This window comes from Streptomyces gardneri (assembly GCF_006539185.1).
GTDB classification, from domain to species: Bacteria; Actinomycetota; Actinomycetes; order Streptomycetales; family Streptomycetaceae; genus Streptomyces; species Streptomyces gardneri.
The window spans coordinates 23,474-47,273 of sequence record NZ_BJMN01000062.1 but is presented as its reverse complement, the minus strand read 5'-3'; the positions used below and the strand labels follow the sequence as shown (position 1 = coordinate 47,273).

General features: G+C 71.7%; 19 protein-coding genes and 1 riboswitch. Of the genes, 13 read left to right on the top strand and 6 right to left on the bottom strand.

The window, feature by feature from the left end:
* On the bottom strand, window positions 1-2,196 hold a 2,196-nt coding region (locus tag SGA01_RS36040), incomplete at its 3' end, for a chitinase C-terminal domain-containing protein (protein WP_174867643.1).
* A gap of 272 nt (window positions 2,197-2,468) precedes the next feature.
* Window positions 2,469-2,598: riboswitch (FMN riboswitch) on the top strand.
* A gap of 173 nt (window positions 2,599-2,771) precedes the next feature.
* Here SGA01_RS36040 and ribD point away from each other — a divergent pair.
* The 10 genes from ribD (at window position 2,772) to SGA01_RS35990 (ending at window position 11,288) form a co-directional block, all read left to right on the top strand.
* The gene (gene ribD, locus SGA01_RS36035) at window positions 2,772-3,845 is read left to right on the top strand and encodes a bifunctional diaminohydroxyphosphoribosylaminopyrimidine deaminase/5-amino-6-(5-phosphoribosylamino)uracil reductase RibD (protein ID WP_141302171.1); all 1,074 of its coding nucleotides are present in this window, start codon (window positions 2,772-2,774) and stop codon (window positions 3,843-3,845) included.
* 2 nt (window positions 3,846-3,847) lie between these two features.
* Complete coding sequence (locus SGA01_RS36030; protein ID WP_055644607.1) at window positions 3,848-4,456, top strand: riboflavin synthase; 609 nt, start codon at window positions 3,848-3,850, stop codon at window positions 4,454-4,456.
* Entirely contained in the window at window positions 4,453-5,088 is a 636-nt protein-coding gene (locus tag SGA01_RS36025; protein WP_141302169.1) for a nicotinamide mononucleotide transporter family protein, read from the top strand. The genes SGA01_RS36030 and SGA01_RS36025 overlap by 4 nt, the downstream gene beginning before the upstream one ends.
* On the top strand, window positions 5,085-6,362 hold the full coding sequence (locus SGA01_RS36020; protein WP_141302167.1) for a bifunctional 3,4-dihydroxy-2-butanone-4-phosphate synthase/GTP cyclohydrolase II: 1,278 nt from the start codon (window positions 5,085-5,087) through the stop codon (window positions 6,360-6,362). The genes SGA01_RS36025 and SGA01_RS36020 overlap by 4 nt, the downstream gene beginning before the upstream one ends.
* A 30-nt stretch (window positions 6,363-6,392) precedes the next feature.
* Entirely contained in the window at window positions 6,393-6,878 is a 486-nt protein-coding gene (ribH, locus tag SGA01_RS36015) for a 6,7-dimethyl-8-ribityllumazine synthase (RefSeq protein WP_024760819.1), read from the top strand.
* A gap of 35 nt (window positions 6,879-6,913) precedes the next feature.
* A complete protein-coding gene (locus SGA01_RS36010; protein ID WP_030551960.1) occupies window positions 6,914-7,186 on the top strand; it encodes a phosphoribosyl-ATP diphosphatase in 273 nt (90 codons plus the stop codon).
* Between the two features lie 51 nt (window positions 7,187-7,237).
* Complete coding sequence (hisG, locus tag SGA01_RS36005; protein WP_141302165.1) at window positions 7,238-8,086, top strand: ATP phosphoribosyltransferase; 849 nt, start codon at window positions 7,238-7,240, stop codon at window positions 8,084-8,086.
* Window positions 8,087-8,131: 45 nt separating this feature from the next.
* Window positions 8,132-8,584 (top strand): PH domain-containing protein, encoded by a 453-nt coding sequence (locus SGA01_RS36000; protein ID WP_055644612.1) that lies wholly within the window; start codon window positions 8,132-8,134, stop codon window positions 8,582-8,584.
* A 218-nt stretch (window positions 8,585-8,802) separates the two neighbouring features.
* Window positions 8,803-10,242, top strand: coding sequence for a hemolysin family protein (locus tag SGA01_RS35995; RefSeq protein WP_141302163.1), 1,440 nt, complete (start codon window positions 8,803-8,805; stop codon window positions 10,240-10,242).
* Window positions 10,239-11,288 carry a hemolysin family protein gene (locus tag SGA01_RS35990; protein WP_055644614.1) on the top strand — a complete coding sequence of 350 codons (1,050 nt, stop codon included), beginning with the start codon at window positions 10,239-10,241 and terminating at the stop codon, window positions 11,286-11,288. The genes SGA01_RS35995 and SGA01_RS35990 overlap by 4 nt, the downstream gene beginning before the upstream one ends.
* A gap of 19 nt (window positions 11,289-11,307) precedes the next feature.
* Here the strand turns inward: SGA01_RS35990 and SGA01_RS35985 are convergent, their stop codons facing one another.
* Both SGA01_RS35985 and SGA01_RS35980 read right to left on the bottom strand, forming a co-directional pair.
* Complete coding sequence (locus SGA01_RS35985; RefSeq protein ID WP_141302161.1) at window positions 11,308-13,218, bottom strand: AAA family ATPase; 1,911 nt, start codon at window positions 13,216-13,218, stop codon at window positions 11,308-11,310.
* Window positions 13,219-13,527: 309 nt separating this feature from the next.
* The gene (locus tag SGA01_RS35980) at window positions 13,528-14,157 is read right to left on the bottom strand and encodes a uridine kinase family protein (protein ID WP_141302159.1); all 630 of its coding nucleotides are present in this window, start codon (window positions 14,155-14,157) and stop codon (window positions 13,528-13,530) included.
* A 182-nt stretch (window positions 14,158-14,339) separates the two neighbouring features.
* Between SGA01_RS35980 and SGA01_RS35975 the strand changes: the two genes are divergently transcribed.
* Window positions 14,340-15,722: a C39 family peptidase gene (locus tag SGA01_RS35975; RefSeq protein WP_141302157.1), complete on the top strand. Its 1,383-nt coding sequence runs from the start codon at window positions 14,340-14,342 to the stop codon at window positions 15,720-15,722.
* A 370-nt stretch (window positions 15,723-16,092) separates the two neighbouring features.
* Here SGA01_RS35975 and SGA01_RS42400 read toward each other — a convergent pair whose 3' ends face one another.
* Genes SGA01_RS42400 through SGA01_RS35960 form a run of 3 tightly spaced genes read right to left on the bottom strand, consistent with a single transcriptional unit; the run spans window position 16,093 to window position 18,673 of the window.
* Entirely contained in the window at window positions 16,093-16,719 is a 627-nt protein-coding gene (locus SGA01_RS42400) for a hypothetical protein (protein WP_229918501.1), read from the bottom strand.
* A gap of 57 nt (window positions 16,720-16,776) precedes the next feature.
* Complete coding sequence (locus tag SGA01_RS35965) at window positions 16,777-18,351, bottom strand: CATRA conflict system CASPASE/TPR repeat-associated protein (RefSeq protein ID WP_141302155.1); 1,575 nt, start codon at window positions 18,349-18,351, stop codon at window positions 16,777-16,779.
* The gene (locus SGA01_RS35960) at window positions 18,329-18,673 is read right to left on the bottom strand and encodes a CATRA system-associated protein (RefSeq protein ID WP_141302153.1); all 345 of its coding nucleotides are present in this window, start codon (window positions 18,671-18,673) and stop codon (window positions 18,329-18,331) included. Before SGA01_RS35960 ends, SGA01_RS35965 begins: the two co-directional genes overlap by 23 nt.
* Window positions 18,674-18,753: 80 nt before the next feature.
* Between SGA01_RS35960 and SGA01_RS35955 the strand changes: the two genes are divergently transcribed.
* The gene (locus SGA01_RS35955) at window positions 18,754-22,653 is read left to right on the top strand and encodes a CHAT domain-containing protein (RefSeq protein ID WP_141302151.1); all 3,900 of its coding nucleotides are present in this window, start codon (window positions 18,754-18,756) and stop codon (window positions 22,651-22,653) included.
* 199 nt (window positions 22,654-22,852) lie between these two features.
* Entirely contained in the window at window positions 22,853-23,635 is a 783-nt protein-coding gene (locus SGA01_RS35950) for an SAM-dependent methyltransferase (RefSeq protein ID WP_141302149.1), read from the top strand.
* The last annotated feature ends 165 nt before the right edge of the window (window positions 23,636-23,800 follow it).

Genomic DNA, 23,800 nt, shown 5'->3' with positions numbered 1-23,800 from the left:
GGTCGGGGGAGTGGTCGGCGGGGTCGTCGGCGGCGTGGTGGGCGGCGTCGTCGGCGGGGTGGTCGGCGGGGTCGTCGAGCCCGGCTCCACGACCGTCGTGCCGCGCGCCAGGTCACCGGCGAGGGCGTACGTCGTGCCGTTGATGTTCACCGTCCAGTTGGAGGGGGTGGACACCGGCAGGTAGTAGTTGAACGCCAGGTCGACCGAGGCGCCCGGGGCCAGCGACTGCCAGGCCGGGAGCTTCAGGGAGACGCGGTGGAAGTCGCCCTTCAGCCCGCCCACGTTGCTGCCCGTGTGGTCGCTGCTGATGACCTTCGTACCGAAGCCCGACTGGTCGGAGGCGTTGCTCGGCGCCGAGGTGCCGTAGTCGAACTGGAACTCGGTGCCGCCCGGCAGCGCCGTCGCCGTGTTGTTGGTGATCTTGATCTTCGGGGTGATCGGGTAGTTCGAGTCGCCCAGCTTGAACTCGGTGAACTGGGTGTCGATCTTCACGGCCTGGGTCGGCAGCGTCGCGTTGGACTTCTTCGCGCCGTACGGGGTGGCCGCCTTGAACTTGTCGTACATCAGCGAGGTGAGCGTGGAGCCCATCTCGTACTGGCCCTTGGCGGCGTTCCAGGCGTAGTCACCGGCCATCTCCCAGACCATGGTGCCGCCGATGCCCTTGTTGACCACGTAGTCGGCCTTGGCGGCCACCGACTGCTCGTCCTCGGTGGAGAGGAAGACCTTCTTCTGCGCGTTCCACAGCCACGGCGCGACCAGGGTCGAGTCGTACTTGCGGGCGTAGGTGCCGGTCAGGGTGGTGTTCGCCGGGAAGCCGTACTGGGTGACGTAGTCGCCGACGATCCCCTTCTCGAGGTTCTTGGCGTGCCACATCGGGTTGGAGCCGGCGGGCGACTCGACACCGTTGGTGTCCTTGTCGTGCCACAGGTTGTCGATGCCGGTGGCGCCGTCACCGCACTTGGTCAGACCGGCGCCGGCGGGGCAGGTGGTCGCGGAGGCCTTGCCCCACAGACCGTCGGTGCCGCCCTGCACGTTCTTGTGGCCGCGGGTGTAGTAGGGCAGGCCGATGTTGATGCGGCCGGCCGGCATCGAGCCGCGGAAGTAGTGGTACGCCCAGTCGGTGTTGAGGTAGCCGATGTTGCCGTACTGCGCCGAGCCGTAGACGTTGGCGGCGGCGAGCTCGCCGTCCTTGCCGTCGTCGAAGAGGGAGGCGTTCGGGCCGACGTACTCGTTCCAGGCGCCGTGCAGGTCGTAGGACATGATGTTGACGTAGTCCAGATACTTCTGCATCTGGAAGGTCTCCATGCCCCGCAGCAGGTAGCCGGAGGAGGGGGCGGCGACGGTCAGCAGGTAGTGCTTGCCGTCGGCGGCGCCCGCCGCGTCGAGCTTCTCGCGCAGGCTCTTCATGAGGGCCGCGTAGCCCTGCACGAGTCCGGCGCGGCGCGCGTTGGCGAGCTGCCAGTCGAGCGGGTTGCCGGCGTCCTTCATGGTCGTCGGGTACTCGTAGTCGATGTCGACGCCGTTGAAGCCGTACTTGCGGATGAAGTCGACGGACGAGGCGGCGAAGGTGTCGATCCCGGCCTGGTTGACCGAACCGTCGGCGTTGGTGGCCATCGAGTAGAAGCCGCCGGAGTTGACCCGGTCACCGTTGTCCGCGAAGTAGCCGCCGGTCTCGGCCCAGCCGCCGACCGAGATCAGCGTCTTCACGTTCGGGTGCTGCTTCTTGAACTTGTTGAGCAGGTTGAAGTGGCCCTTGTAGGCGTACGCGGGGTCCATCTCGGCGCCTGCGACACCGGGCCAGGTCATCCCGGTGGCGGCGTTGTTCGGACCGTCCGTGCCGACGGAGAGCTTGTTGTCCCCGCCGATGTGGCCGAAGGCGTAGTTGATGTGGGTGATCTTCTCCCACGGGATGTCCTTGGCCAGGTAGGCGGGCTGGCCGTTCTTGCCGTCGCGCCAGCCGGTGAAGTAGCCGATGACCCGGCGCTGGTGGTCCGCGCCCATCTTCTCGCGGCCCTCGGCGTCGTAGACCGAGCAGTACGGGACGTCGACGCCCGGGGTCTTGTACAGCCCGTCGGGGCGACAGGACTCGTTGTCGGCCGCGTACGAGACGCCGCCGGAGAGCGAGCTGAGCAGCAGACCGGCGACGGCGGCGCCGGAGGAGAGCAGCGAGGCTCTTTTCGCGGTGGGGGACAACACGATGGCTTCCTCCTGGGGTGGGGGTCCCCCACGCCGCAGGCGTAGGGGGAGTGGAAAAACACAACGAACAAGGGGGTGGGTCGTGTTGGGCCCGTGGGGTGCGCACCCCACCGGGCCGTTCCTAGGAGGTGACACGGAGATTAAGAGGACTAGACCAGTGCGTCAATAGGTCTGGACCATCGAAGAGTTCTGTGGGAGTCTGTGAGCCAGACCACAGGATCTCGGCCACATCGCTTCGCGCGGCTCGTGGCACACTGGCCCTGTATCAGCAGCAGCGCACTCCGGGGTCGGTGTAATTCCGAACCGGCGGTATAGTCCGCGACCCGTCCGCAGCCAGCGGCCGGTTGACCAGGTGAGATTCCTGGACCGACGGTGAAAGTCCGGATGGGAGGCAGTGCGCGGCGGGCGACCCCTTTCCGGGGTGTGTCAGCCGTACGTCCGCTGGTCGCCGTGTCCTCACCGATCGGCGTACCCGCTGGACCCGGCCTCGGCGCACCCTGCGCGAGGCGTTCTTCCCGCTCTCTGTCGTCATCGACAGGCCCCGGAGTCCGTGCCCGAAGAGGCAGGAGGACCCGGTGGCCCAGCAGGCCGACATCACCGCCATGCGACGCGCCGTCGAGCTCGCCGCACGCGGACTCGGCGCCACCAGCCCCAACCCCGTCGTCGGCTGCGTCATCACCGACGCCTCCGGACACCCGGTCGGCGAGGGCTGGCACCAGCGCGCCGGCGGCCCGCACGCCGAGGTCCACGCCCTACGCGAGGCCGGCGTCCTGGCCCGCGGCGGCACCGCCTACGTCACGCTCGAACCCTGCAACCACACCGGCCGCACCGGCCCCTGCGCCCAGGCTCTGATCGAGGCCGGGGTCAGCCGGGTCGTGTACGCGGTCGGCGACCCGAACCCGCAGGCCACGGGCGGTGCCGACACGCTGCGCGCCGCCGGCGTCGAGGTCGGGCAGGGCCTCCTGGAGGACGAGGCCCAGGCGGTCAACATCGCCTGGCTCACCTCCGTACGCCACGGCCGCCCCTTCGTCCGCTGGAAGTACGCCGCCACCCTCGACGGCCGGATCGCCGCCGCCGACGGCACCTCCCGCTGGATCAGCTCCGCCGAGTCCCGCGCCGACGTCCACCGGCTGCGCGCCGAGGCCGACGCCGTCGTCGTCGGCTCCGGCACCGCCCGCGCCGACGACCCCCATCTGGCGGTACGCGGGATCGAGGAGGCCGTACAGCCCCTGCGGGTCGTCGTCGACACCGAGGCGACCGCCGTGAAGCCCGGCGCCCGGGTCCTCGACGACGCGGCCCCCACTCTGATCGCGATCGCCGAGGATGCCGAGACCGGCCTCCCCGACGTCGTACGCCTTCCCAGGGCCGGGCGCGGCCTGTCCGTGCCCGCCCTCCTGGACGCCCTGCACGAGCGCGGCGTCCGCTCCGTCCTCCTCGAAGGCGGCCCCACCCTCGCGGGCGCCTTCGTCGCCGCGGGCGCCGTCGACCAGGTCGTCGGCTACCTCGCCCCGGTCCTCCTCGGTGCGGGCCCGCAGGCCCTCGCCGACGCCGGAATCACCACCATCACCGAAGCGTTGCGGCTCGACGTCACCGAGACCGTCCGCATCGGCACCGACATCCGTATCACCGCCACCCCCAAGGAGCGCTGACCGTGTTCACCGGAATCGTCGAAGAACTGGGCGAGGTCGTCGCCGTCGAGCAGCTGGAGGACGCCTCCCGCTTCCGACTGCGCGGCCCCCTGGTCACGGAAGGCGCCCAGCACGGCGACTCCATCGCCGTCAACGGTGTCTGTCTCACGGTCGTCGAGCACGGCGACGGCGAGTTCACCGCCGACGTCATGGCCGAGACCCTCAAGCGGTCCAGCCTCGGCGCCCTCGAAGCGGGCTCCCGCGTCAACCTGGAGCGGCCCATGGCCGTCGGCGACCGCCTCGGCGGCCACATCGTCCAGGGCCACGTCGACGGCACCGGCACCATCCTCGACCGGACCCCGTCCGAGCACTGGGAGATCGTCAAGGTCGGCCTGCCCGCCCACCTCTCCCGCTACGTCGTCGAGAAGGGCTCGATCACGGTCGACGGCGTCAGCCTCACCGTCGTCGAGGTCGCCGACGACTGGTTCACCATCAGCCTCATCCCCACGACCCTCGCCCTGACCACGCTCGGCATCAAGCAGAGCGGCGACCCGGTCAACCTCGAGGTCGACGTCATCGCCAAGTACGTCGAGCGGCTGCTCGGCCCGAACGCCCAGGAGAACGGCAAGTGAACTGGCTCAACTCCGAGGCGTTCACCGTCCTCGACCAGCACATCAAATGGGCCGACATGGTCGGCAACATATTCGGACTCGCCGCCCTCGCCCTCGGCTGGCGCCGCAACGTCTGGACCTGGCCCGTGCAGTTCCTCGCCGGCCTCATCCTCTTCGGCGCCTTCTACGGCCACCTCGCCGGCAGCGCCGGCAAGCAGGCAGTCGTCATGGTCGTGGCGCTCTACGGCTGGTGGCAGTGGCAGCGTGGCAAGGGACACGGCAAGGACGGCCACCTCGCCGTGCGCTTCGCCACCTGGGGCGAGCGTGCCGCCATGATCGCCGCGGCCGCCGTCGGTACCGTCGGAGTGGCCCTGCTCTTCGAGGCCTTCCCGAAGCTGTCCTGGGACCCGTGGCCCGACGCCTACATCTTCGTGGGCACCGTCGTGGCCATGTACGCCCAGGCCCGCGGCATGGTCGAGTTCTGGTTCGCCTGGCTGCTCGTCGACCTGGTCGGCGTCCCGCTGAACTTCGCCAACGGCTACGCCTTCTCCGGCTTCGTCTACGTCATCTACGGCGCACTCGTCCTGTGGGGCATGCGCGACTGGTGGCTGCGCTCCCGCGCCACCACCGTCCTGGAAGGAGCCCACGCATGAGCACGAATCCCCTCTGGGACGCCACCGACCTCGCCCTCGACCCCGTCGAGCAGGCCATCCGTGACATCGCCGCCGGGCGCCCCGTCGTCGTCGTCGACGACGAGGACCGCGAGAACGAGGGCGACCTCGTCATCGCCGCCGAGAAGGCGACCCCCGAGATCGTCGCCTTCATGATGAGCGAGTGCCGCGGCCTGATCTGCGCACCCATGGAGGACGACGAACTGGAGCGCCTCCAGCTCCCGCAGATGGTCGAGCACAACACCGAGTCGATGCGGACCGCCTTCACCGTCTCCGTCGACGCGTCCCCCGCGCACGGCGTCAGCACCGGCATCTCCGCCGCCGACCGCGCCACCACCCTGCGGATGCTGGCGAGCGGCAACCACGAGCCGTCCGACTTCGTCCGCCCCGGCCACATCTTCCCGCTGCGCGCCAAGGCCGGCGGCGTCCTCGCCCGCAACGGCCACACCGAGGCCGCCGTCGACCTCGCCCGCCTCGCGGGCCTCCGCCCGGCCGGCGCGATCGTCGAGATCGCCGGCGAGGACGGCGTCATGCTGCGCCTGCCCGAGCTGGTGCCCTTCGCCCGCAAGCACGGCCTCACGATCATCTCCATCGAGGACCTGATCGCCTACCGGCGCTCCGCCGAGCCGACCGTCCGCCGCGAGGCCGAGGTCCAGCTCCCCACCGCGCACGGCGACTTCACCGCGTACGGCTACCGCTCCACGGTCGACGGCGTCGAGCACGTCGCCCTCGTCCACGGAGAGATCGGCGACGGCCAGGACCTCCTCGTGCGGGTCCACTCCGAGTGCCTGACCGGCGACATCTTCCACTCGCTGCGCTGCGACTGCGGCCCCCAGCTCCAGGCCTCCATGGACCGGATCACCGAGGCGGGCCGCGGCGTCGTCGTCTACCTCCGGGGCCACGAGGGCCGCGGCATCGGCCTGCTCTCCAAGCTCCGCGCGTACGAGCTCCAGGAGCAGGGCCGCGACACCCTCGACGCCAACCTGGAGCTCGGGCTGCCCGCCGACGCCCGCGACTACGCGGCCGGCGCGCAGATCCTCGCCGACCTCGGCGTCCGGAGCCTGCGCCTGATGACCAACAACCCCGACAAGATCGACGCCCTCACCCGGTACGGCCTCACCGTCGAGGGCCGCGAGCCGATGCCCGTCACGGCCGGCGAGCACAACCTCCGCTACCTGCGCACCAAGCGGGACCGGATGGGCCACGACCTGCCCTGGCTGGACGGCTCCCCGGCCTCCACCTGCGGCAACCAGTAATCACGTACGTATCCATCGGCAAGGAGAAACATGAGCGGCAAGGGCGCACCCGTCCTCAGCGTGAAGAACTGCGGCGACCTGCGGGTCGCGGTCATCGCGGCCCAGTGGCACGAGAAGATCATGGACGGCCTCGTCGACGGCGCCCTGCGCGCCCTGAGCGAGCTCGGCATCGACGAGCCGACGCTGCTGCGCGTCCCCGGCAGCTTCGAGCTCCCGGTCGTGGCGAAGGTCCTCGCCGGGCGCGGTTACGATGCCATCGTCGCGCTCGGAGTCGTCATCCGTGGCGGAACCCCGCACTTCGAGTACGTGTGCCAGGGCGTGACCCACGGCCTCACCCAGGTCTCGATCGACACCGGCGTACCCGTCGGATTCGGCGTCCTCACCGTCGACAACGAAGAGCAGGCCCTCGACCGGGCCGGCCTCGAAGGCTCCTCCGAGGACAAGGGCCACGAAGCGGTCACCGCCGCCGTCGCCACCGCCACCACACTGCGCACGGTCAGCGAACCCTGGCGCTGAGTGGCGCCTCCCTACCCCGTACTCTTAGGACCATCATGGCGAACAAAACCTTCGAAGAGCTCTTCGCCGAGCTCAAGCTCAAGGCCGAGACAGGCGACCCGGCCACCTCCCGCACCGCGGAACTGGTGGACAAGGGCGTCCATGCCATCGGCAAGAAGGTCGTCGAGGAGGCCGCCGAGGTCTGGATGGCCGCCGAGTACGAGGGCAAGGAAGCGGCCGCCGAGGAGATCTCGCAGCTGCTGTACCACGTCCAGGTGATGATGGTCGCCCGCGGGATCTCGCTCGACGACGTCTACGCCCACCTCTGAGCACACCCGTCCCACCGTTCCGAAAACTCCCAGGCAAAGGAAGCTCACCTCATGCTGCGCATCGCCGTTCCCAACAAGGGTTCCCTCTCCGGACCTGCGTCGGCAATGCTCCATGAGGCCGGCTACCGCCAGCGCAAAGAGTCCAAGGAGCTCGTGGTCATCGACCCCGACAACGAGGTCGAGTTCTTCTACCTGCGGCCGAAGGACATCGCGATCTACGTCGCCTCCGGGAAGCTGGACATCGGCATCACCGGCCGTGACCTGCTCCTGGACTCCGGGGCCAGCGCCGAGGAGATCCTCGCGCTGAACTTCGGCCGCTCCACCTTCCGCTACGCCACCCGGCCGGGCACGGCGAACGGCCCGGAGGACTTCGGTGGCATGACCATCGCGACCTCCTACGAGGGCATCGTCGCCAAGCACCTCGCCGACCAGGGCATCGACGCCTCCGTCGTCCACCTGGACGGCGCGGTCGAGACCGCGATCCAACTCGGTGTCGCCCAGGTCATCGCGGACGTCGTGGAGACCGGCACCAGCCTGCGGAACGCGGGCCTGGAGGTCATCGGCGAGCCGATCCTCACCTCCGAGGCCGTCGTCGTCCGCCGCCACGGCGCCACGGACGACAACCCGCAGGTGCAGCAGTTCCTGCGGCGCCTCCAGGGCGTCCTGGTCGCCCGCTCGTACGTGATGATGGACTACGACTGCCGCGCCGAGCACCTGGAGCAGGCCGTCGCCCTCACCCCGGGCCTCGAGTCGCCGACCGTCTCCCCGCTGCACAACGAGGGCTGGGTCGCCGTCCGCGCGATGGTCCCCGCCAAGGAGGCGCAGCGGATCATGGACGACCTGTACGAGATCGGCGCGCGCGCCATCCTCACCACCGCCATCCACGCCTGCCGCCTCTGACGGCTGCCGGCCCGCACGTCCCCCGAGGCACGGAGGAAACCGCCGATGTCCGATGCACCGCTGCCCGCCCTTCCGGTCACCTTCCGTCCGGGGCGCACCCGGGCGGTCCTGCTGACCCTGAGCGTCGCGATGTTCGTCGTCGTCACTCTCGTGGCGCTGATGCTGGAGCGGCTGGGCCCGGGGGAGCGCGTCAGCTTCGTCTTCACCGCGGCGCTGCTCTCCGGGGTGCTCGCCCTGCTGAGCCGCCCCAAGGTCGTCGCCGACGAAGAGGGCGTCACGGTCGTCAACATCACCCGGACCCGGCGGCTCGCCTGGGCGGAGATCGTCAAGGTCAACCTCCGCCCCGGCGACGCCTGGGTCTTCCTCGACCTGAGCGACGGCACCAGCCTGCCCGCGCTCGGCATCCAGCCCGGCATCGCCCAGGAAGCGGCGATCCGGGACGCCCGCGCCCTGCGGGCCCTGGCGGACAGCCGGGGGACGGTCGCGGAGCGGGTCTGAGTCCCGTTCCGTCCCCCATCCGGGTCGGGCCCCCTGCCCTACGGGGCGTTCGCGTGACTACTCTGGAGGCGGTGGTGCCGAGCGGCACCACCGCCTCGCGTGTGCAGGGCCGCCGTTGCGGCCCGCGGGGCCACCCTTCGACCCGAGGAGTGACTCCCTCCAGCAATGGACGGATCGTCCGGTAGTACCTGCGCCGCCCCCTCCCAGGAGGCGGCGGCATGATCGTCTCCCTTCTGCTGCTCGCCGCGGCATTTCTCCTGATCCTCGCCAACGGCTTCTTCGTGGCCGCCGAGTTCGGTCTCGTGACCGTCGAGCGCGCCGAGGCCGAGCGAGCCGCGGCAGCCGGCGACCGGCGCGCCCGCACCGTCGTCACCGCGCTGCGCGAGCTGTCCTTCCAGCTCTCCGGCACCCAGCTCGGCATCACGCTCACCTCGCTCGTCGTCGGCATGCTCGCGCAGCCCGCGCTCGCCGGGCTGCTGAACGGGCCGCTCACCGCGACCGGACTGCCCGAAGGGGCCGTCTCCGGGGTCGCCGTGGTGATCGGGATGCTGCTCGCCTCCGCCGTCCAGATGGTGGTCGGCGAGCTCGTACCGAAGAACTGGGCGGTCTCCCGGCCGCTCCAGGTGGCCCGCTTCGTCGCCACCCCGCAGCGCCGCTTCTCCGCGCTCTTCCGGCCGGTGATCGCCCTGCTCAACCGCGTCGCCAACCGGCTGGTCCGGCTCATGGGCGTCGAGCCCACCGAGGAGCTGGACTCCGTCCGGACCCCCGGCGAGCTCGTCTCGCTCGCCCGGCACTCCGCCCTGGCCGGCGCGCTCGAACAGGACACCGCCGACCTCTTCGTACGGACCCTCTCCCTCGGCGGCCTCACGGCCGGCCAGGTCATGACCCCGCGCGTGAAGGTGAGCGCCCTCCAGTGGGACGCCACCGCGGCCGACGTCCTGAACCTCACCCGGGCCACCGGCCTCTCGCGCTTCCCGGTCTACCGCGACCGCATCGACGAGATCGTCGGCATGGTCCACCTCAAGGACGCGCTCGCCGTCACCCCGCACGCCCGGCTGCGCACCCGCGTCGGCCGGATCGCGGTCCCGCCGCTGCTCGTCCCCGAGACGCTGCCCGCCCAGGCTCTCCTGGAGCGGCTGCGCAGGGAGCAGCCGATCGCCGTGGTCGTCGACGAGTACGGCGGTACGGCCGGCGTCGTCACCCTGGAGGACATCGTCGAGGAGCTCGTCGGCGAGGTGCGCGACGAACACGACACCCTCGCCGACGGCAGCCCCGAGCTGGCCGCGGCCCCCGCCGAGGACGGCCGGCCCGCCTGGGAGGCCGACGGCTCCTGCCGGGTCCACACCCTGCGCCGGATAGGCCTCGACGTGCCCGACGGGCCGTACGAGACCGTGGCCGGACTCGTCGCCGACCTCCTCGGGCGCATCCCCGCCCCCGGGGACCGTGCCGAGCTCCCCGGCTGGCGGCTCTCGGTGCGCCAGGTCGACCGCTACCGGGCCGGGCGCGTCCGGCTCGTGCGGACCGGCCCGGACCAGCCGGGCCACGCTCACGGCCTGGACGGGGAGCCGCGCAGCACGCCGGCCCCGGACCATGAGCCGTACGCCGAACCGGTCGCGGCGGACGCCGCCGCCCCGCTCGTCGCGGAGGGCGTCCGATGAGCACCCTCCAGCTGCTGTTCGCCCTCGTCCTGGTGCTGGCCAACGGCTTCTTCGTCGGAGCCGAGTTCGCGCTCGTCTCCGTCCGCCGCAGCCAGATCGAACCGCTCGCCGGCGCCCGCGCCCAGCAGGTCCTGCACGGTCTGGAGAACCTGCCGCAGATGATGGCGGCCGCGCAGTTCGGCATCACCGTCTGCTCGCTGACCCTCGGTGCCGTCGCCGAACCGACCGTGGCCCGGCTCCTCGAACCGGTCTTCCACACGATCGGGGTCCCCGAGGGCCTGATCCACCCGCTCGGCTACGTCATCGCCCTCGCCGCGGTCGTCTTCCTCCACCTCGTCATCGGCGAGATGGTCCCGAAGAACCTGGCGATGGCCGCGCCCGAGCGCACCGCGCTCTGGCTCGCTCCGGCGCTGGTCGGCTTCGCCCGGCTCTGCCGGCCGGTGACGGTCGCACTGGGTGCCTGCGCCCGGCTCGTCCTGCGGGCGTTCAAGGTCGAGCCGAAGGACGAGGTGGAGGCGGTCTTCACCCGGACGCAGCTCGGCCGGCTCGTGGAGGACGCCGGACAGGCCGGGCTGCTCGACCCGGCCGAGCAGGAGCGCCTGGAGGACGCCCTCGAACTGGGCAGCCGCCCGGTGACGGACGTCCTCATCGCCCAGGGCTCGCTGGTGACGGTCCCGCCGTCCGTCACCCCGCGCGAGATCGAGGAGCTGACCGTACGGACCGGCTACTCGCGCTTCCCGGTCCGCGCCGAGGCACGCGGCACCTTCATGGGCTTCGTGCACGTGAAGGACGTCCTCGACCTGGAGGAGCGGGAGCGGGCCGTGCCGCACGAGCTGTGGCGGCCGATGGCGACGGTCCGCGCCGAGCTGCCGCTCGACGACGCCCTGACCGTGATGCGCCGCGCCGCCACCCATCTGGCGCAGGTCGCGGACGGCTCGGGCCGGGTCCTCGGTCTGGTCGCCCTGGAGGACGTCCTGGAGATGTTGGTGGGCGAGGTCCGGGACCCCGCCCACCGCACGAAACCGGCGCCCGCCCCGGCCTATTAGCCAGGGCGCCCGCCCCGGGCTAGTACCCCGGGGGATCCTGCTGCGGGCCGCGGTCGATCGGACCGCGGCCCGACAGGACCTCGCCGTACGCCTGCATCAGGTCGGCGAGCCGGAGGGTCGCGAGATCGTCCCGGGTCGGCGTGCCCGGGTAGCCGGAGAGCCGCAGGTCCCGGTAGGCGCAGGACTTCTCGTACAGGGTGCGCAGGAAGCGGCCGTTGCCCAGCTCGTCGATCCAGCCCTGCTCGACGACGTGCCCGCTGATCGAGCGGAGCTCGTCCCGGGCCTCGTCGTCCCAGCCGTCCCCGTTGGCCGCCGCCAGGACCTCGCCGATCGCGGTGAGTTCGAGTGGCCGGTACGAGGGGAAGTCGACCCGCGAGGTGAAGCGGGAGGACAGGCCGGGGTTGGTGCTGAGCAGCCGGTCCATGCCCTCGGGGTAGCCGGCCAGGATGACCACCAGATGGTCGCGGTTGTCCTCGGCCCGCTTGAGGAGGACCTGGAGGGCCTCGTCGCCGTAGGCGTCGCCCTTGCTGTAGCCCGTGTTGGAGAGCGCGTACGCCTCGTCGACGAAGAGCACCCCGCCGAGCGCCGAGTCGATGAGCTCGTTGGCCTTGACCGCCGTCTGGCCGAGGAACTCACCGACGAGGTCGGCCCGTTGGGCCTCCACGAGGTGGTCGCCGCCGAGCAGCCCGAGGGCGTAGAAGACCCTGCCCAGGATCCGGGCGACGGTGGTCTTCCCGGTGCCGGACGGGCCCGAGAAGACGAAATGACGCTTCGGCGGCTGGACGGGGAGCCCCTGATCGGCGCGCAGCCGCGCCATCTCCAACTGCGCGGAGAGCGCCTTGACCTGACGCTTCACCGGGTCGAGCCCGACCATGCCCTCCAGCTCGGCGAGTGCCTCCGCGAGCAGGACGGGGTCGGTGGGCCCGGCGGGGAAGCGCGGCGGTCCCGGCTGCCCGGGCAGCGGCGCCTTCTGGCGTACGGTCTCGGGCGGTGTGACGGGAACGATCGGCGGTACGGGTTCGGGTGCGAGCCGCAGCCCGTCGCCCAGTGTCCCGGTCTCGGGGTCCGGGCCCGGGGCGGTGTCCACCGTCTCCTGGCCCAGACCGCCGCCGACGGTCCCGAGCGCGACCGTCGCGAGCCCGGACGGGTCGTCGTACCCCTCGAACCCGTCGTACTCGGCGATGGCCGCGAGCCGGGCGGCCGTGTCCATGAACGCCGGGTCGATCCGGTGCACGGCCCGGTAGAGGGGCAGGGCCGCGGCGCTGCGCCCGGTGCCCTCGTGGGCGCGGGCGAGCCAGTAGCGGAGCTCCTTGCGCTGCGGCTGCTCGCTGCGACAGCGCATCAGCGAGGCCGAGAGCAGCGGCTCGGCCTGGCCGTACATCTCCAGACGGACCCGGGCCATGCCGCCGAAGAGACCCGCCTCGATGCCGAGCAGCGGGTCGTCGACGAGGGTCTCCGTATGGCGGACGAGCTGGTCCCAGTCCTTGACGAGATAGGCCCGGCAGGCGTGCAGGAAGCGGACCTGCGGGTCGGTGTCGACCGGGGGGAGCCCGGCGAGCGCCCGGTCCAGCTCCGGCACGTGGCGGCCGTCGAGCCAGTGGGAGGCGTGCGCGAGCAGGAGGTCGCGCGGGCTCTCCAGGACGGGCTGGACCCACCAGCCCAGCCAGTACCAGGAGTTCAGCGTGCGGCGGTGCCGTGTGCGCTGCTCGCCGAAGCGTTCTCGATTGCGGTACATGCGCAGCAGCGCGGTCGTGGTGTCGACCCGGAGCGCGTGCAGCCCGAGCCAGGCGTCCGCCATCCCGGGGTCGATCCGTACCGCCGTCCGGAACTCGTCCTCCGCCTGCGGATAGGCGCCCATCGTGTAGGCGTCGACTCCGCGCAGCCAGGCGAGCTCGGCGGGGGCAAGCGAGCCCTGCGTGCCGATGTCCATCGGGTCCCCCACAACCGTCTTCGCATGGACGGGATTTGACCGCACCTGGGGGCATCGTACCTGCGCAGGGGGTACGTGATTAAGGAGAAGCGCATGATCCGGAAGCAGTGACCCTGGGTGAGCACCGGGGGTCGCGCGGGGGCTTCGGAGGGGGTGATCGGGGCAGAACGAAGCCCCCGATCACGGGGGAACAACCGGGGGCTTCGTGTCTGCGGCGGCTCCGAAAAGCCGCACATTGAGAACGTAAGACCTGTACGCCCCCGGGGTCAAGCGATGTCGAAGCACTTGCGGAAGCGGACTTCCGGACCCTCAATTCACCTGCATGGAGCCGTCACGGTACGTGATGATCTGGTCCTGGCCCGCTGTCGCAGAGGGCCCGGGAAGCCAGTCGTACCCCTCCCGACACTCCCGTACCAGGGTGTCGGCGAAGGGTCGGGAGGGGTCCTCGGCGAAGTGGCGAGTCTCCGCCAGGGTCCAGCCGTCCCAGAACGCGGCCTGTTCCGGACCGTCCCGGTGCCGCCCCCGGATCCAGGACTCCTCGGGCTCCCGCTCCATCCACAGCAGCCACGCCAGGAACGGCCGCATCATCGTCCGGCCCGCACCGACGCCCTCGACGAGGACGACCGGGGCCGGCGGCAGCGCGCGGGGCTCGCCGAAGCTCCGCCGGTTCCAGTCGTACGGCCGGTAGAGGGCGGTCTCGCCCCGGGAGAGCGGCTCCAGGACCTGCCGCCGCAGTCGGCCGGTCCACTCGAAGAGCTCCTCGTGGGTGGCGAGGTCGTCGAGGTGGAGGACGGGGGCGCCGTCGAGGGCGGTGGAGAGACGGGCCGCGAGGGTGGACTTCCCGGAGCCCGCGTGGCCGTCGACCGCGACCAGCCGGACCGGTCCGCAGGAGGGCGGGAGCCGGAGCAGGGCGTGTGCCGCGCGGTCGAGGTCGTTCATGGGCCCAGGGTAGGGGAGTGGGGGACCGCCGCAGGTCAGGGAGGTACCACCGCCAGTGGTCGATACCAATATTGGTTCGGCGACGCGGGGCGAAGTGCTGGCGGACGCCCTGCGCGAGCCGGGATAGTGGGCCCGCGCAGCAGGTCCGTACGCCCGCCGTCCTCGACTGGGGGTCACCGCCCATGCCCAGCTCCACCCCGCGCAGAACCGTCCTCGCCGCGGCTCTCGCGGCCGCCGCGGGAACGGCCGCGGCCACCGCCGTCCCCGCCTCCGCCGCAGTTCCCGACGGCGCCGCCGCCCCCGACGGCGCCGCCCGGGGACACGCACCGGCCCCCGGCATCGTCGACAACCGCTTCTGGTCCTCCTACACCGACTGGAGGTGCGGCAGCGCGGCCGGGACGAAGGCGGTCGCCGGCCACCGCCCCGGCCTGGTCCTCGCCACCCCCGCCGGCCGCACCGAGTACGCCGACCCGCACACGGGCCGGACCTCGGCCTGGGAGTACGCGAGCTGGACCTCGCCCGCGCACACCTCGACCGTGCCCGCCACCGAGGTCATCGCCTCCTGGAACGCCCACACACCGCCGGGCACCTGGCTCCAGGTCGAGCTCTCGGGCACGTACTCCGACGCCACCGCCACCCCCTGGTACGTGCTGGGACGCTGGGCGTCCGGCGACGGCGACATCCGGCGCACCTCGGTCGACGACCAGACCGACGGCAAGAGCACCGTCTGGACCGACACCTTCGCGATCGACGACACGGCGAGCGGCCTCCGGCTGCTCTCCTACCGCCTCCGCCTGACGCTGTACCGCACCCCGGGCAGCGGCCTCACCCCCACGGTGTGGCGGCTCGGCGCGATGGCCTCGGACGTCCCGGACCGCTTCACGGTCCCGGCCTCGGAGCCCGGCCCCGCCCACGAGCTGACCGTGCCGCGCTACTCGCAGAACACCCACGTCGGGCAGTACCCCGAGTACGACAACGGCGGCGAGGCCTGGTGCAGCCCGACCTCCTCCCAGATGATCGTCGAGTACTGGGGCCGCCGCCCCTCGGCCGAGCAGCTGGCCTGGGTGAACCCGGACTTCGCCGACCCCCAGGTCTGCCACGCGGCCCGCTTCACCTACGACCACCAGTACGAGGGCTGCGGCAACTGGCCCTTCAACGCCGCCTACGCGGCCACGTACCCCGACATGAACGCCGTGGTCACCCGGCTGCGCTCGCTCACGGAGCTCGAAGGCCTGGTCCGGGCGGGAATCCCGGCCATAACGTCCCAGTCCTTCCGCGAGGAGGAGCTGACCGGCGCCGGGTACGGCACCTCCGGCCACCTCATGACCGTCATCGGCTTCACCGCGGACGGCGACGTCATCGCCAACGACCCGGCCTCCCCGGACAACGCGGCCGTCCGCCGGATCTACCGGCGACGCGAGTGGGAGAACATCTGGTTGAGGACAAAACGGTACGACGCAAACGGCAAGGTCAGAAGCGGTACGGGGGGTGTCTGCTACATCTACTGGCCGGCCGAGCCGGCATCAAGTCAGCACCGCGCACTGCGGACGCTCGGCCTGCTGTGACGATGTACGGCCCCACGGCCGTCTCGAGCACCTGACGGCAACGCTCCTGGCGCGTCAGGACGATGAGCGCCAGCTCACCGCGCTGGGATTCTGCGGCAAAGAAGTCTCCAGTCTCTAGGCTGGTACACACAGCGGCCCCCGGCACTTTCTCTGCCGGGGGCCGCTGTGTGTCTTCATCACTGGCCGAACGAACTTCCTGCTGCGTGAGAGCAGGCGGCTAGCCCACCTTCTTCCACATCGTGACCTTGAACTCGATCTGCTTGGGAGCGTTGTTGGCGAGGCGGTCAGGGTCGCCACCGACGAACCGAACGAACTGGGCCTTGACCACGTATGCGGGTGCCGTCGGCGGGTCCGCGACGCTGCCCGGCGGTCACTTCGGCGCAGGCGTCCGCACCGAGCCGTCCGGCTGTACGTGCAGGGTCGGCGAGTACATCACGTCGGAGAACAAGTCCCCGGAGGCTGCCACTTGAACCTTGGCCTGCACCGCGCCGTGGACCCGCGCCACGGAGCACCCCGGCACCGTCAGCCATACAGCCTTCCCGGCGTCCACCGACACTGACACCTCGGCGCCCGAGACTTCGCACGGGACTGCGACCCCGGCGCGTACGTAGCCGAGGCGCATTCGAAGGTCCTGACGGGCCCCGACGTTGCGGGCCAGGACCCCGAACTGCACCGCGTCGTCGGTGATGCGCGCGCAGGGAGCCCACTCCACGGAGCCCACGGCACGTGCCCGGCTGCAGTGCGTGTCGGGGTCCGTCGACAGGGGGATCGTGCCGGTGCCCGCGGTTGACCGGCCCTTCCCGGTCGTCCCGGCTGCCGGCTGTTCCGCGACCGGCTGTCCGGCGGCGCTACCGGAAGGAGCACGGCCGTCGTTGAACCAGCCTGCCGCCCACGCCCCCACCACGCCGGAGATGACGGCGGAAACCAACAGCCCGAGCGCCTTGTGCCACCAGGCCACCCCGTTCGGGACGGGCGGTGGCGGCGGAGGTGTGGTCATGAAGTGCCCGCTCTCGGTCGGTCGGGGGAGTCGTCGGTGGGAGGGCAGTGGGTGTCGTCAGGGCGAGGACCGGCGGGTCAGCAGGACCCCCAGGAGGGCTAGGAGGGCCGCGCCGACCAGGACGCTCGGTGCGGTGTGGCCGAGCGCCCTGCCTGCCAGCCAGCCCGCGGCGGCGCCTGCCACGGACAGCGACGCGATCTCCAGGACGCCGCCGATCCGGCCGCCGGTCCCGCCTCGCCAGCGGCGTACGACGAGCAGCGGAAGGACGAGCCCCAGCGCGCCGAGGAAGGCGATCAGGGGAGCATGGAGGCGGACCGGCACGGGAGGTTTGTACGCCAGGGCCTGTACAGCCGTCAGTGTGAGCAGGAGGGCGCCGATCACCGTGGTCTGGATCAGCGACAGGTACTGCTGGTGACCCTGCAGCCGCTGCGCTGCGGACTCCGTGGCGACCCGTGCCGCCTCGGCCGCCTGCTCGCGGGCGATGCCGAGGTAGGTCACGTCGTCATCGAGCATCGCAGCCAGCCGCGCGCGGATCTCCTCGTCCCTGTCCAGTACCCTCGGCCGGCCGTCGGCGCCCGCGCCCAGGACGCGCAAAGCGGCGGATGCGACCTCCAGAGACCGGGTCATGGCGCGCAGGTTGCTCGTCGTCGCGCCCGCGAGCCGTTCCTCGGCAAGGGCCTGCCGAGCCTGCTCGGCAAGGCGCTCCCAGCGGACGAGGGCGCGTCTGCCGACGGTTGCCCCGACCTGCGAACTTGCCATCAGGTCCTGCCAGTTCCTGGTCAGTCCCTCGCTGTCGCGCCGCAGCCGGTAGAGATGTTCGTCCAGGTCGGCAGAGCTGCCCAGGCGTACGCGGTGGTTCTCTCGGACCTGTGTGGCGCCGATGAGATACCGCGTCAGGGGTACCAGGTCGCCGTGCGCGGCGTGCCAGCTCCAGTCGTCGAGCAGGCCTTCCTGCTCGTCGGTCGCCAGAGTGGTGACGAGGAGATCGCGGGGGGCGGAGACACCGCCGTCCGATCGGGTGATCTCCCACAACATCAGGTCGTCGTCGGTCTCGATTGGGCGGGACAACCGTGCTTGTGGGGCCAGTTCGCGCCGGAGGCCCTCGCCCACGGTGGCGAGGTCCGTGACCGGGGAACCGTCGGGAACACGGAGCGAGCGGTGGATGCGGATCGATCCGATGAGCGACGCGTCGGTGTCGGGGGTGGCGCCGGCGCTGGGAGCGGCCTGTGCTGCCACAGCCCGCACGCGGGCCTCGTCCCAGGTACGTTCGAGCGCGCGCAGCACCTGGGCGCTCTCCGCGGCACTGCGGCCCGGCCCCTCGTCCGCTGCCAGCATGACGGTGAGACCGACCACGTCGTTCATCCGGTAGAGCATGGCCTGTCGCCTTCCGTCGGCGTCGGACCGCTGCCGTAGAGAGCGGAAGTCGAAGCCGCCGGTCAGGACGTCGCCGTCGGGAAGAGTGAGCTCGCCGCCGGGCTGGAGGGCCGTGCTCATGCCGGCCTGTGCGCAGGTCTCCCAGAGAAGCCGCAGCAGGCGTCCGCCCTCGTCACCGAACCGCTGAGAGGCGAAGAAGTAGTGCAGCTGGAGAGCCTCACGCGCATGACGCGGTTCACTGCCCGTCCCGCTGCCCATCCCGCTCCGCTCCGTCGGTCGGTCCCGCATTGCCCGCGCGCTCGCGATCGTTCCCGCTGAGCCGGTCCTGGAGCAGTGCCTTCCGCTCCAGGATCTGCTCCGAGGGCCCCGTCGCGCCGGTCAGCTTCCTGGGCGCGCGTGCCACCGGCACGAGGTCTTCCAGACGGAAGAGCGCCTGCCGGAATCCGTCGTGGTCGCCCCGGTCCAAGGAGTCGGACATGGCGGTCAGGGACTCCTCCACCTGCTCCCAGCCCTCCGGGGAGAGCCGGCTGCGTACGGCAGCCTCCAGGATGTCCTCGGCATCCTCACGAAGACGGCTCAACTCGGCCCGCACATCGCCCCCTTGCTACGCTCCGTCGCTGCACACAGATTAGGGCATCGGACGAGGTGGGAGGGGCGCGGATGAGCCGCCCGAGCGGAATGAACTCCTTCGAACGGTTCCTGGGACGGCTGCTGTTCGTCCCGGAGTCCAAGCTCGTCGCCGCCGACATGGGCCGGACCGCGTACCACTTCCTTGAGGCCTGGTACGACGATCCGAGCGACGTGGCCGCGCTCCAGGACGCGGTCTCCTTCTATCGGAACGCCTTGCTGAACACCACCCCGGAGCATCCGCAACGGGCCCAGCTCGAAGAGCAACTGGGGGCCTGCGAGAGCTACCAGTGGATCGCGACCGGCCACCTCGACACCCTCGACCGTTCCATCGAGACCATGGTGGCGTCCGCGACCCGAACGCCGCCCGCCGACGCCGAGAACTGGATCGGCCGCCGCTACAGGCTGATGCTGCTCCACGTCCTGCGTCACGGCGCCACCGGGGACGCGTCCGACGCCCGGCTCGCCGAGGACTGCCACCGGTCGACGGCACCGGCGCTGGCTGGATCGTACGGGCAGCCGTGGCTGCCGGACCTGCACGCGGCGATCCTCGTCGCCGCGGCCCAGCTCGCCTCGTTACGGGGCGACGAGACGGCCGCCGCGTCCTGGGTCGAACAGGCCCGCCAGGCCCTCGGCCGGCCGTTGTCCCCGGTCGCGGGCCCGGGGCTCGCGACCTGGGTACTCCTCATCGTCCGCCGCAGCCGCTTCCTGATGCAGCGGTACGAGAGCACCCACGACGACCAACTCTGCCGGGAAGCGCTCGCTCTGACCTCCTGCGGCATCGCCGCGTTCGGGGAACAGCCGGGGGATCCGGGCAGGCTCTTCGACTTTCGGGGCCGCGTGCTCTTCACCCGCTACCGGATCCACGGGCGGCCCGAAGACGCCCTGGGCGCCCGCCGCGACTTCGAGGCCGCCCTGCGCCTCGCCGCGCCCGAGCAGGTGTGGCGGCGCACCGACCTCCAGTGGCACCTGGCCATGCTCCTCGTCCATCACGCCCAGCAGGAGGCCCTTACGCCCGCCGACGCCGCCCTGGCCCACCGCCTCGCCGCCGATTCCCTGGCCGTCGTCCCGCCCGGTGCGCCGGATCACGCGCTGCATGTGCGGTTGCTGGCCGACGTCCGCCACCAGTTCCCGGCCGAGCCCGGACTCGCCTACCTGCGGGAGACTGCCGCGCTCTACGGGCGGACATTGCCGATGCTGACCGGCGACGAGCGGGTATGGCCCGTGCACAGCCGGCTCTCGGTGCTCCACCGGGACGTCTACCAGGCGACGGGAGACCCGGAGCACCTGTCAGCCGCCATCGCCCACGCGGAGGAGGCCCTGCGCCTCTGTCCGCCGCGGCTCGCCCCGCAGCAAGCCCCGGTCCTGCACGCCACCCTCGGCGAGATGCTGCGGCTGCGGTACGAACGCGACGGCCACCGGCGGGACTACGAGCGGGCCCTGGAGCACACACGCCAGGGCGTCACGCTGGCGCCCTTCCCGGGCAGCGCGCCCGCGTGGGCGGTACGTCTGTCCAACCATGCTTTGGTCCTCTCCCTGCCCGGTCGCCCCGAGGACCACGGGGCGGCGGAGCGGCTCCTGAACGAGGCCCTCGACAGCCGGGACGTCGCTCCGCAGGACGAGCCCGTCCTGCGCCACAACCTCGGGCTGATCCTGCGGCAGGCCGCCGACCTCCTGCAGGACCGCGCCCAGCTCCGGTCCGGCGTGCGGCACCTGCGGCGCGCGGCCACCATCACCTCGGCCGGCGACATCGTCGGCAGAGCCGCCCGCCGCGACCTGGCCGCGGCCCTGCATTCCTGGTGGCTGCTCGACCGGGAGCCCGCCCTGCTCGACGAGGCATCGGAGGCGGTCGAGGACGCTCTCGAAGGCACGCCCGACGGAGCGATCGACCAGCCCCTGCTGCTGTCCGTCCTGGGCTCCTGCCTCGTAAGCCGCGGCGTTCACCATGCCGAGCAGGGTGACGCCGAGCGCGCCCGCCACGACATGGAGCGGGCGGTGGAGACCCTGCGACGGGCCCTGGAGGCGCTGCCGCCCGAGCACGTCGTCCGTCCGGCCACCGAGGCCCAGTACAGCGAGGCTCTGCACTCCGTCGGGCTCCTCACGGGTGATCGACAGTCCCGGCGGGAGGCGCTTGCCGTCCACCGAAGGGCCCTGAAGGCACTGGACGCGGACAGCCCGTCCTGGGCTCTGCCCGCGCTGCTCCTCGCCACGGCCCTCGTCAACACCGAGGAGCCGTCGCCCGCGGAAGTGCGCGAGGCCGTCGATCTGTGCCTGCGGGTGGCCCGGCATCTGTCGGGGCCTCCCGCGACCCGATGGGAAGCGGCCGTCAAGGCCGCCGAGCTCCTCGTCGGACAGGACGACTGGGCCGGGGCCCTCGACGCGTGCACCGCCGCCATCGCCGTCCTGCCGCGACTGGCCTGGGGCGGCCTCACGTTCGACGACCGGCTGCACGCCCTGAGCGACACCTCGCACACGGTGTCCGACGCGGCGGCCATCGCCCTCACCGCTGGTGCTCCCGACCGGGCCCTCGAGATCCTTGAACACGGCCGGGGCCAACTCCTCGCGCATGCCCTGGACATGAGCATCGACCTGGAGGCCGTGCGCCGCCAGGACCCGGGGCTCGCGGCCGAGCTCGACCTGGCCCGCGACGACCGGACGACGGCCCGGAGCGGCGAACCGGAGCAGGCGGGTACGTACCGTAGGCGGCGCCAGCATGACTGGGACCAGCTCGTCGAACGGGTGCGGCAGCTGCCCGGCCTCGCAGGCTTCCTCAAGCCCACGGCCTGTCGCGAGCTGCTCGACGCCGCCCAGGAAGGTCCGGTCGTCGTCCTCAGTTCCAGCCTCCTCCGCTCGGACGCGCTGGTCCTCCACGACGGCACGCTCACAGTCGTCCCGCTGCCCCGGTTCCGGCACGACAAGGCAGTGCTCCGTGCCCAGGCGTTGTCCCGGCTCGTGCACCCGCCCGAGGCGGGAGACGAGGACGCGGAGCACGTGGACCAGCACGCCGAACTCCGTCCCTATCTGACCGACCTCCTGGACTGGCTGTGGACGACGGTCGCCGAGCCTGTCCTGGAGGCCCTGCCCGCCGCTCCTGTACGGGACGAGGACGGGCACCCGCCCCGTATCTGGTGGTGTCCCACAGGCGTGTTCAACCACCTTCCGGTCCACGCGGCGACCCGGCGCGACGACGCCTCCGGCGCGGACGGCACGGCGGGCGACAGCCTCGGCGACCGCTACGTGTCCAGCCTCACCCCGACGCTGCGCGCCCTCCAGGCCGCCCGCGCCGCCGGCAGGGTCACGTCCCGCGCGGCGCCGCCGCTGTTGCTCGTCGGAGTGGGCGGGACCCCGCCCGGGACGGACCTCGACGAGCTGCCTCACGTCGCCCGGGAGATCGACGCCGTCGCGCGCCTGTTTCCCGCGGCAGAGCCGCTGCGCGACGCAGACGCGCTCCGCGCGACCGTGCTGCGCCGACTCAGGGCCGGCGGCTGGTTCCACTTCGCGGGCCACGGCGAACAGAACCCCGAGGAACCGGACGGGCGCCTCTACCTGTGGGACCACGCCACCAGCGACTCCCTGCACATTCGCGACATCGCCAGGCTCCGCCTCGACCAGGCCGAACTCGCCTTCCTGTCCGCCTGCCAGACCCACCTGGCCCCGCGGGCCCACTCCGACGAGCCCGTCAGCCTCGCCGGGGCCCTGCAGCTTGCCGGCTTCCGCCATGTGGTCGCCGCCCAGTGGCAGCTGAGCGACCTGCGTGCGCACCGGGTCACCACGAGCTTCTACGAGAAGCTCCTGAAGCCCGCCGCCACCACAGCCTCCGTGCCGACGGCCCGCGACGCCGCGTACGCCCTGCACGCCGCCGTGCAGGAACGGCGCCGCGAACGCCCGGAAGCCGTGGAAGTCTGGGCGGCATACGTGCACATCGGCCCGTGACGAAGCAGGGCCGCCCCGAGTCCTGGCCTCGGAGGCCGCTGCAGCCTTCGTTCCAAGCCAGACAGCACCGATCCAGCGCGACGGACCCGAACGGAGCGGGCGTATCCGGACGGGTCCCAGGGCGTGAACAATGTGAACGCCGGGTGCAATGTGTCGTCCCTCTACGGGAGTTGAGGGAGCGCTGCGCTACGTTGCGGGAGTGACCGACATAGCATCGCGCATCGACACCTCGCGGCCCCACACCGCCCGGATCTGGAACTACTGGACCGGCGGGAAGGACAACTACCCCGTCGACCGGGAGGCCGGCGACCGGATCCGGGACCTGCATCCCGGGATCGGGGAGTACGCGAAGGCGGACCGGCTGTTCCTCGGGCGGGCGGTCCGCCACCTGGCCGAACAGGAGGGCATCCGGCAGTTCCTGGACATCGGGACGGGGCTGCCGAGCGCCGACAACACCCACGAGGTCGCCCAGCGCGTCGCCCCCGACGCGCGGGTCGTGTACGTGGACAACGACCCGCTCGTCCTTGCGCACGCCCGCGCCCTGCTGGTCGGGACGCCCGAGGGCCGCACCGACTACCTGGACGCCGACCTGCGGGACGCCGACGCGATCCTGGCCGCCGCCTCGAAGACGCTGGACCTCTCGCAGCCGGTCGCGCTGATGCTGCTCGGGGTCGTCATCTTCATCGAGGACGACGAGGAGTCGTACGCGATCGTCCGCCGGCTGATGGACGCGCTCGCCCCCGGCAGCTACCTCGTCCTCTCCCACACGGTCACCCACCCCGACATGCCGGATGTCGACGCGGCGGTGGCGTTCTGGAACGAGCACGGCACCCCGAAGCTCACCCAGCGGACCCCGACCGCCGTCGCGCGCTACTTCGACGGCCTGGAACTGCTGCCGCCCGGCGTGGTGTCCTGCTCCGCCTGGCGGCCGGAGACACCCTCCGCCGATGTCGCGATGTACGCGGGCGTCGGCCGCAAGTGACGGTGGCGTGACCCACGGACTCCGGCGGCCCGGGGGAGCCGTCCGGCTCCGTACCGGGCGGTACGGCGCGAGCGGCCGAGTGGTCTCCGGCACAGGTGAGGCAGCCCCCTCTCCGTCCCGGACCGGCCGCCGCCCGTTCGGCGCAAGGCCCTCGCGGCCCCGGCA

Bases quoted from the DNA above. Each gene is read 5' to 3' on its own strand.
- SGA01_RS36020 (WP_141302167.1), top strand. From the start codon at position 5,085: ATGAGCACGAATCCCCTCTGGGACGCCACCGACCTCGCCCTCGACCCC.
- ribH (WP_024760819.1), top strand. From the start codon at position 6,393: ATGAGCGGCAAGGGCGCACCCGTCCTCAGCGTGAAGAACTGCGGCGAC.
- SGA01_RS36010 (WP_030551960.1), top strand. From the start codon at position 6,914: ATGGCGAACAAAACCTTCGAAGAGCTCTTCGCCGAGCTCAAGCTCAAG.
- hisG (WP_141302165.1), top strand. From the start codon at position 7,238: ATGCTGCGCATCGCCGTTCCCAACAAGGGTTCCCTCTCCGGACCTGCG.
- SGA01_RS36000 (WP_055644612.1), top strand. From the start codon at position 8,132: ATGTCCGATGCACCGCTGCCCGCCCTTCCGGTCACCTTCCGTCCGGGG.
- SGA01_RS35995 (WP_141302163.1), top strand. From the start codon at position 8,803: ATGATCGTCTCCCTTCTGCTGCTCGCCGCGGCATTTCTCCTGATCCTC.
- SGA01_RS35990 (WP_055644614.1), top strand. From the start codon at position 10,239: ATGAGCACCCTCCAGCTGCTGTTCGCCCTCGTCCTGGTGCTGGCCAAC.
- SGA01_RS35985 (WP_141302161.1), bottom strand. From the start codon at position 13,218: ATGGACATCGGCACGCAGGGCTCGCTTGCCCCCGCCGAGCTCGCCTGG.
- SGA01_RS35980 (WP_141302159.1), bottom strand. From the start codon at position 14,157: ATGAACGACCTCGACCGCGCGGCACACGCCCTGCTCCGGCTCCCGCCC.
- SGA01_RS35975 (WP_141302157.1), top strand. From the start codon at position 14,340: ATGCCCAGCTCCACCCCGCGCAGAACCGTCCTCGCCGCGGCTCTCGCG.
- SGA01_RS42400 (WP_229918501.1), bottom strand. From the start codon at position 16,719: ATGACCACACCTCCGCCGCCACCGCCCGTCCCGAACGGGGTGGCCTGG.
- SGA01_RS35965 (WP_141302155.1), bottom strand. From the start codon at position 18,351: ATGGGCAGCGGGACGGGCAGTGAACCGCGTCATGCGCGTGAGGCTCTC.
- SGA01_RS35955 (WP_141302151.1), top strand. From the start codon at position 18,754: ATGAGCCGCCCGAGCGGAATGAACTCCTTCGAACGGTTCCTGGGACGG.